Consider the following 8,342-nt stretch of genomic DNA (forward strand, 5'->3'; position numbering starts at 1 on the left):
CCTGAAAGATGATCAGGTTGATAGGTCAGAGGTGGAAGCATGGTGACATGTGGAGCTGACTGATACTAATAGATCGAGGACTTAACCAACGCTTTAAAAAAATGAAATACCTTCTTATTATCTAGTTTTGAAGGAACAACGTTCCTTACATGTTTGGTGGCGATAGCGAAGAGGTCACACCCGTTCCCATTCCGAACACGGCAGTTAAGCTCTTCAGCGCCGATAGTAGTTGGGGGTTTCCCCCTGTGAGAGTAGGACGCCGCCAAGCCATTTAAAAAGATCAGCCATCCTGGCTGGTCTTTTTTTGCGTTATAAAATCAAAAAACTGCAAAAATTATGAGGCCCCATTATTTCTATATATACAGAAGTTGTTATATCATCATCCTTGAGAGAGACTGAAATCGAAAGGGTTCTCATTTTATATTTAGAATCGTTTTGACCCATCCTCAACTTAGGATATAAGCGAGATATTCTTCCAACTTACTTAGGAACGAGGTATTCAAATCGACTGCAAATAACTGGAGAATTGGATTTAAATAAACAGCAGTTCATATATTTTAGCTAAAAAGAAATTTATTCAGAAACTGGTAACTAAAAAGGTGGAGAATATCGAAAAGGAAGGGAGCCTTCATAAATAATAAAATAATTTGTGCCACTGTAAATATAAGTGTTCTTCATCTTGTATGAACAATAACAAATCAAAGGTATGGCTAACTTTTAACGTAAATAGGATCCAAAATGAGCACTTCGGAAATTAGAAGTAATGAGTATGAGGCTCGCTTTATAGTTATTAAGGACTGATTCGGAAGTTTGACACAATTAAATTAGCGCAGTATAATAGTTTGGTAGAACGATATACTAAAGAAAGTTAACTAAATAACTTTAGCGCAAGAGCTAATCCAATACCTTTTGAATTTAGAAACTAATCGTTCAATATTAGTATAACGATATACCAATATTATTGGTAGAACGATGTACTAATATTAACTAAGATTAGTAGAACGATATACTAGTTTGCGAAAGTTAGTAGAACGATGTACTAGTGTAAGCCGGTTAACCTAATCAAGTTTATTGTTTTTATTTAGTACGTAACTTGTTTCTTAAATTTATGGTATGGGGCAAGGGGGAAACTTCTGAAAGGCTTAAGAATCAAATTGTATTTCGATAACTTTTTTAATAGGGGTGTGTTTCATGAAAAATCCATTTATAAAAATGGCCACAGGTTTATATATTAGCTATTTTATTTTAGGCATGATCAATATTATCATTGGGTCAAATATGGAAAATTTATCCGAACAATTAAATACAAGTGCCTCAGGGATAAGTTACTTGGTCTCTGCAATAGGAATCGGTAAGTTAGTTTCCTTGTTTTTCGCAGGTAGACTGTCGGATAAGTTAGGAAGGAAGCCGTTTGTCGTTTCAGCATCTTTTATCTACCTGATCTTTCTCATAGGTATACCTTTGGCTCCTAACTATACATTGGCATTTATATTTGCTGTGTGTGCTGGTGTTGCAAACTCATTTTTGGATGCTGGTACGTATCCAGCACTAATTGAGGCTTTTCAAAAGAAAGCAGGTTCCGCAACTGTATTAATAAAAGCATTCGTTTCAGTCGGTGCCGCACTTCTACCATTTATCATGGCGTTCTTTATGGCTAGAGATATGTTTTACGGATATACATTCTTCTTAATGGCTGCTGTTTACCTTGTTAATGGATTTTTCCTGCTTAAGGTTTCATTCCCGGATCATAAAGCTCAAATCCAGACTCAAGATGATGAACAAGCTGTGCCGGTTCAACACCAATTCCTCTCAAAACCGAAGTTTGCTCAGGAGGGGGTTGCCGTCATACTATTAGGCTTCACATCAACTGCTTTATTCATGCTGGTTCAAGTCTGGCTCCCGAACTTTGGACAAGATGTATTGGGGCTAACTCAAGCTAAGGCTGTTCAATTGCTTAGTTACTATAGCATTGGCTCCCTTGTTTCTGTCATATTACTAGCAGTTCTATTGAATAAAGTAATTAAGCCCATTACCGTCATGATTATTTATCCGATCATTGCTGCATTATCTTTATTGTCACTCCTATACATCCAACAACCATTTATAACTGTTTTGAGCGCTTTCTTCATAGGGCTTTCAACTGCAGGGGTGTTCCAATTGGCCATGACAATAATAACAGAGTTCTTCCCTGCCAATAAAGGGACGATTACTTCGTATGTAAACATTGCAGCTAGTTCAGCCTTTATCATCATACCTTTCGTTACAGGTATCATTTCTAAGAGTGCTGGTTTAACTGCGGTCTTCTTGTTTGATGTGGCAATTGCGGTAGTTAGTATTTTATTGGCCGTATTCGTTGCCTATCGATACAAAAAGGTAATTAAGGTTTCCAATTAAACGGTTTTAGCCGAAAAATCAGCGGGGCATGAATCTCCACTGAAGATAATGATAAAAGGGGGAAACATCCATGAAAACAATCACGATCAAAGACGTAACGATCGGAGAAGGGGTACCAAAGATCATCGTTCCACTGATGGGAACAACTGAAGAAGAACTGCTTAAAGAAGTTGAAACGGTAAATGCGCTACAGCCGGATATCATTGAATGGCGAGTAGATGTCTATGAACAAGTCGAAAGCTTAGAAGCCGTTTCGGATATGATTTCTAAACTTAGAAGTGCTGTACCCAATACTTTGCTGCTTTTCACTTTTAGAAGCCATAAAGAAGGCGGGAACAAGGAAATCAGCGATGAATATTATTTCCAACTTCTTCATGAAGCAATTGGAACGAAGAATATTGATCTTGTCGATGTGGAATTATTTTTTGAAGAATCATCAGTGAAGGAGACTGTAAAGGCAGCTGAGGAAAATGGCGTATACGTAGTAATGTGTAACCATGATTTCGATAAGACACCAGCAAAAGAAGAAATCATTTACCGATTGCGTAAAATGCAGGAATTTGGCGCCCATATTCCAAAAATCGCTGTAATGCCCCAGACGGTGGGTGACTTACTCGTTTTATTAGATGCAACTTACACGATGAAAACAAAGTATGCCGATCGTCCATTCATTACGATGTCAATGTCGGGCACAGGCCTGGTCAGTCGATTATCAGGTGCGGTGTTTGGATCTGCTTGTACATTCGGTGCCGGAAAAGAAGCATCTGCCCCAGGACAAATTCCTGTTGCTCAATTAAGAGATGTATTGGAGATCATTGATCAAAACATTTAACTCATAATTCCTTCCAAGAAGGAGTTTATATAAAGTTTAAAAATCAGGGGGAATAGAACATGGAAAATTTAGGACGAATTAATGGGAAAACAGAATTAGTAGGATTGCTGGCAACACCTATCGGACATTCTTTATCACCTGCCATGCATAATTTGGCTTTCGATAAATTAGGCTTGAATTGCGCCTATTTAGCATTTGAAGTTGGAAATGAACAGCTGGAAGATGCAGTCAAAGGGATGCGTGCATTAAATGTGAAAGGATTTAATGTATCCATGCCTAATAAAATGAAAATCCTTCCGTATCTTGATCAATTGGCAGACAGTGCTAAATTTTCAGGAGCCGTTAATACAGTTGTCAATGTCGATGGAAAGTTCGTGGGGCACAGTACCGATGGAATGGGATATACTCGGAACCTAAAAGAACATGGTATAGATATTAAAGGCAAGAAAATGACTCTTATCGGTTCTGGTGGGGCTGCTACTCCAATTGCCATTCAATCTGCGTTGGAAGGTGTGGCAGAAATCAGCATTTTTGCTCGTGATGATGCTTTCTTCCCGCAAGCAGTAGAGAATGTACGGATCATCAATGAAGATATGAAGCACTTAAATGTGAAAGCTAATGTATACCCTCTTGAAAATGTTGAACAATTAAAGGCTGAAATCGCAACTAGTGATATTTTGGCAAATGGAACCGGCGTTGGCATGAAACCACTTGAAGGCTTAAGTGTCATTCAAGACGAAGCAATGCTGCGTCCTGATTTAATCGTAACCGATGTTGTATACATCCCACGTAAATCTAAACTTATGGAACAAGCTGAGGCTGCCGGTGCTACAGCCATTAATGGCCTTGGGATGATGCTTTGGCAAGGTGCATTGGCCTTTGAATTATGGACAGGACAACAGATGCCTGTTGATTACATCAAAGAGCAATTGTTTGCAGAATAAGATGATTCCACTCTGGAGATTATTCTCCATTTTATCGTAATAGAGGTTTAGTCATAATCGATGTGCATCATCGTTATATGATTACCATCAAATGAGTGCAGAAACCTCGGAGCTAAGAAAATGCAGGGAGTGAAATCCCTTGTTTTTCTTAGCATTTTTTTTTTGAAAAGTGGTTTTCATGTAAATGGATAACATAAAGGGGAGGCTTTAATGTAATTACATTTTGCATTAAAGTGTTCTAGGGGAGAAACACAACGTGATTTATTATAGGGGTGTAATAATGAAAAATCAGTATTTTAAAGCGGCATCTGGCATGTATATTAACTATTTTCTGCTGGGGATGGTAAATATAATTCTCGCCTCAAACATGCCCTCTTTAACAGAACAATGGGATACGGACTCTACTGGCATCAGTTATCTTATTGCAGCTATAGGAATAGGAAGATTACTCACGTATGGTCTCTCGGGAGTATTATCGGATAAATTTGGAAGAAAGCCATTGGTCATTGTCTCTTCGGTTATAATGGGAGTTTTTTTAATTGGGATTCCATTTTCCCCCACATATGAAATGGCCTTTGTATTTGCTTTACTTGCGGGAATATCCAACTCAGCCATGGATGCTGGTACATATCCGGCGCTAACTGAAATGTTTCCTGAATCTGCTGGTTCCGCCAGTGTTATGGTCAAGGCTTTTGGTTCACTTGGTGCAACCATCTTACCATTACTCATCTTGTTTCTTACTAGGAACCAATTATTTTATGGGTTTTCATTTTTATTACCGGCTGTCATCTATTTCATGAATATGTTTTTTATGTTGTCCGCTTCATTTCCAAAAAGCAAATCCGATGCTGTCAGTCATGAGGAGGGTTTGCATATGAACAGGTTCATAACTGAACCTAAATTTTGGAGCGAAGGAGTCGCGCTAATCATAATTGGGTTTACATCAACTGCGTTATTTACAGTTTCGCAAATCTGGTTACCGAGTTTCGGCCAGGAAGTTGCAGGGATGTCATCTTCAGGTGCAATTAAATTATTGAGCTTTTATAGTGTTGGATCTCTAATTTCCGTCTTGCTATTATCCATCTTATTAAACAAATGGATTAAGCCCGTGACGGTGATATTGCTTTATCCAATGATTACTTTACTTACGGTAATCATCATATTAACGATACATTCACCTATTGTCTTAAGTATTAGCTCCTTTTTCCTTGGAGCATCGACAGCTGGGATATTTCAATTAACCATTGCAATAATGACTGAACTCTTCTGGAGGAAAAAAGGAACTGTAACGGGGATCGTTGCGACGGCATCCAGTTTGGCGAGCGTCATTTTACCAATTGCAACGGGCTTGATCGCTAAGAATGGAGATATATCGCATATATTTCTTTTCGATTGCTTTATTGCAACGATAGGAATCCTAGCTGCCGCTTTTGTTTATTACCGGTATAAAAAATTGACACAGCACCAGACCATATTTAACCATGGCTAAAATATTGAAGGAGTATTAAAACTCCATCTTCTAGAACTAGGGTGGCGTTTTTGGGGGCTAATGAATATTGGATATAGATGTATTGGAGGGATTATTAATCGATGAGATGACCATGTTCCAAAAGCAAGGGTGTAATAATGACAGTAACTATATTATTATTATAGTAAGAACATGATAATAATAAGTACATCAAAAATACATTCAAGATGGTGATTGAACTATGAAACAATCCAAAAAAGGCCGGGTCACGCTGCAAGAGGTAGCGAAACATGCTGGGGTATCTACATCCACTGCTTCCCTTATCGTTCGTAATAACCCCCGAATATCGGAAGCGACGCGAAAAAAGGTATTAAAATCCATGCATGAATTGGGCTATGTTTACGATAGAATTGCAGCAAACCTAAGGTCGCGGAGTTCCGATACTGTAGGAATCATCATTACCGACATATCAAATACCTTTTTTTCTGAATTCCTGATAGGCGTTCACGATGCATTGGATGAGGTCGGGTATACAGTGTTGCTGGGGACTACATTCGACTCGGTTGCCAAGCAAGACCATCTCCTTTCGACCATGATGGAGCATAGGGTGGGAGGCCTGATTCTTTGTCCTGTCTCTGAAAGCTCACAAGATACAATTGAACGGTTAAATGAAATTGACACGCCTATGGTCCTTGCTGTTAGGGAACTACCTGGAGTGAATAGTGACTATGTAGGCATAGATTATCCAGAAGGAGCCAGGATCGCTGTTGATCATCTCCTTGGAAAGGGGCATAAAAGAATTGCGCTCCTTGGTGGCATCAAGGAATCTTCTACTTGGATCGAGAGAATGGAAGGATACCGTGAAGCTCTTTCAAGAGCTGGATTGGAAGTGGATGAATCGTTGGTGATAGATAGTGCCCCTACACGGGAAGGAGGGCTGGAGGCTGTATTGAAAGTACTGGAGAATCCTAATCCGCCTACGGCGATTTTTTGCTTTAGTGACTTAATTGCCTTCGGTGTTATGCAAGGATTAATGATGAAAGGATATACACCTGGAAAAGATATAGATATCGTAGGGTTCGATAACGTTCCAGTCGCAGAAATCTATCATCCTCCGCTAACGACCATTTCCTCATTCCCTAGACGTATTGGAAAAGAGGCAGCGAATCTTCTGTATCAGCAAATGGAGAAAATTGAACGTGAACAACAGCGAATCATATTGAATCCGGAACTCATTATTAGAGAGTCTTCCTAAAAAAGAAAAATAAAAAGGTGATTAGTTTACAGGAGGCTAGGTATCCATACCGCTGTACCCTTTTCATCTTTTCTATTATTCTTTTATTGGGAACATTGATTACATAACAAAAAGGATGGTCTTACTTAAGCGGTTCATAAATATCCCAGGCCACTTTCAATGAATCAACTATGAAGTCTGCCACTTCATCAACATCAAGATCATTGGTATTCACTTTTGAATGATGATAGGAGTATATTTCTTGTCTGGTGTAAAAGAGTTCTTCGATTTCCTCAAGGGACCGACTTTGTAAAACAGGTCTACTATCAATTAATAAGCCGATTCTCTCTTTCCAGTATTCCCAAGATAAGTCCAGATAAAAGACAATGCAATTGGATAAACAGATATTCCGTATATCCTCTTGTAAAAATGCCCCGCCTCCAACTGAAATGATTTTCAATTGTTGTTGACTGAAGCTTTCAATCACACTTTTTTCTTTTTCGCGAAAGGCTTTTTCGCCAAACTTCTTGAATATTTCTGTAGCGGGCATATTGAATTCTTTTTCAATTTCTTGATCTATATCAATAAAGTCCCTATATAATTTCCTTGCTACTTTCTGTCCGATCGTCGTCTTTCCTACCCCCATAAAGCCAATAAAAACGATACTTTGCATCCTCAAAGATGTGTTTTTATTAATCATTTATAAATCCCTCTCCCAACTATTTTTATAATGATTAAAAGTCTCTCCTGAAATTTTTAAAATATATTTATTATAGTACAAGAAAGTAAAATTGTAAAAAAATTTTTTAATATTTGGACAATGAAATTCCGTGATTTAGAGGTATATTTTAAATCAATCCATTCGAAAGGAACAATCAGTTTTCTTTATCGATTTATAAATCTAACTATACGTCCATCCAGTTTGTTATTGCCGATCCCTATTACTTGCAGGTTTTATGGATTTTGCTTAAAGCATTATTAGGTTGAAGGGGAATGTGTTAAAAATGGGTCTTTGATTTAATGAAAAGGGCGGAGCGATGATTTTGTTCGTTTATATGTTTTAAGCGGAAGCCAAGGGACGACGAGTGCATTTATTCCTATTAAGTGATTAAATCATTTAACAAAGAAATGTATTGACTTTATATTGGGAAAGGATTAATATAAATAAGCACCAACTAAGACAAACGAAAAACTTCATCACTTTCGGCAGATTGTTGAAAGAAATAACTATTGACTTCTTACTATGAAAATGATAAGATGAAATGGTCGCTGAAAAACACAGCGATTTAAAATAAGTTAAAAACTTCGCAGAAGTTGACAACTAATCAATAAGATGTTATGATGAATAAACAGCCGTTCGAAAGGACGATTGTGAAATTGCTCTTTGAAAACTGAACAAAACAAAGCGCCAACGTTAAATTTTAAGTGAGCGCACACTATCAAAAAAAGCAAATGAGCAAGTCAAACATT

The 8,342-nt window shown here is 37.9% G+C and carries 6 protein-coding genes and 2 rRNA genes; 7 read left to right on the forward strand and 1 reads right to left on the reverse strand.

Translation table 11 applies throughout. The features are described 5' to 3' along the window. The 7 genes from BW986_RS29010 to BW986_RS29040 form a co-directional block, all read left to right on the forward strand. Positions 1–89: ribosomal RNA gene (locus tag BW986_RS29010) — 23S ribosomal RNA — on the forward strand; the annotation flags it as partial. Between the two features lie 63 nt (positions 90–152). After that, positions 153–268, forward strand: a 5S ribosomal RNA gene (rrf, locus tag BW986_RS29015). Positions 269–1,191: 923 nt separating this feature from the next. Continuing rightward, on the forward strand, positions 1,192–2,394 hold the full coding sequence (locus BW986_RS29020) for an MFS transporter (RefSeq protein ID WP_076373271.1): 1,203 nt from the start codon (positions 1,192–1,194) through the stop codon (positions 2,392–2,394). 70 nt (positions 2,395–2,464) lie between these two features. Then, positions 2,465–3,226, forward strand: coding sequence for a type I 3-dehydroquinate dehydratase (gene aroD, locus BW986_RS29025; RefSeq protein WP_076373273.1), 762 nt, complete (start codon positions 2,465–2,467; stop codon positions 3,224–3,226). Between the two features lie 59 nt (positions 3,227–3,285). Continuing rightward, positions 3,286–4,170, forward strand: a complete 885-nt coding sequence (locus BW986_RS29030; RefSeq protein WP_076373275.1) for a quinate/shikimate dehydrogenase — start codon at positions 3,286–3,288, stop codon at positions 4,168–4,170. A gap of 280 nt (positions 4,171–4,450) precedes the next feature. Continuing rightward, a complete protein-coding gene (locus BW986_RS29035) occupies positions 4,451–5,659 on the forward strand; it encodes an MFS transporter (RefSeq protein ID WP_076373277.1) in 1,209 nt (402 codons plus the stop codon). 220 nt (positions 5,660–5,879) lie between these two features. Further along, positions 5,880–6,893, forward strand: coding sequence for a LacI family DNA-binding transcriptional regulator (locus tag BW986_RS29040; RefSeq protein ID WP_076373279.1), 1,014 nt, complete (start codon positions 5,880–5,882; stop codon positions 6,891–6,893). 121 nt (positions 6,894–7,014) lie between these two features. Here BW986_RS29040 and BW986_RS29045 read toward each other — a convergent pair whose 3' ends face one another. Beyond that, complete coding sequence (locus BW986_RS29045) at positions 7,015–7,572, reverse strand: shikimate kinase (RefSeq protein WP_076373281.1); 558 nt, start codon at positions 7,570–7,572, stop codon at positions 7,015–7,017. Positions 7,573–8,342 lie beyond the last annotated feature (770 nt).

The sequence above is a fragment of the Peribacillus simplex genome (assembly GCF_900156045.1).
Lineage (GTDB): Bacteria > Bacillota > Bacilli > Bacillales > DSM-1321 > Peribacillus > Peribacillus simplex_D.

Excerpts from the sequence above, each read along its gene's own strand:
- BW986_RS29020 (WP_076373271.1), top strand. The coding sequence starts at position 1,192 with ATGAAAAATCCATTTATAAAAATGGCCACAGGTTTATATATTAGCTAT.
- aroD (WP_076373273.1), top strand. The coding sequence starts at position 2,465 with ATGAAAACAATCACGATCAAAGACGTAACGATCGGAGAAGGGGTACCA.
- BW986_RS29030 (WP_076373275.1), top strand. The coding sequence starts at position 3,286 with ATGGAAAATTTAGGACGAATTAATGGGAAAACAGAATTAGTAGGATTG.
- BW986_RS29035 (WP_076373277.1), top strand. The coding sequence starts at position 4,451 with ATGAAAAATCAGTATTTTAAAGCGGCATCTGGCATGTATATTAACTAT.
- BW986_RS29040 (WP_076373279.1), top strand. The coding sequence starts at position 5,880 with ATGAAACAATCCAAAAAAGGCCGGGTCACGCTGCAAGAGGTAGCGAAA.
- BW986_RS29045 (WP_076373281.1), bottom strand. The coding sequence starts at position 7,572 with ATGATTAATAAAAACACATCTTTGAGGATGCAAAGTATCGTTTTTATT.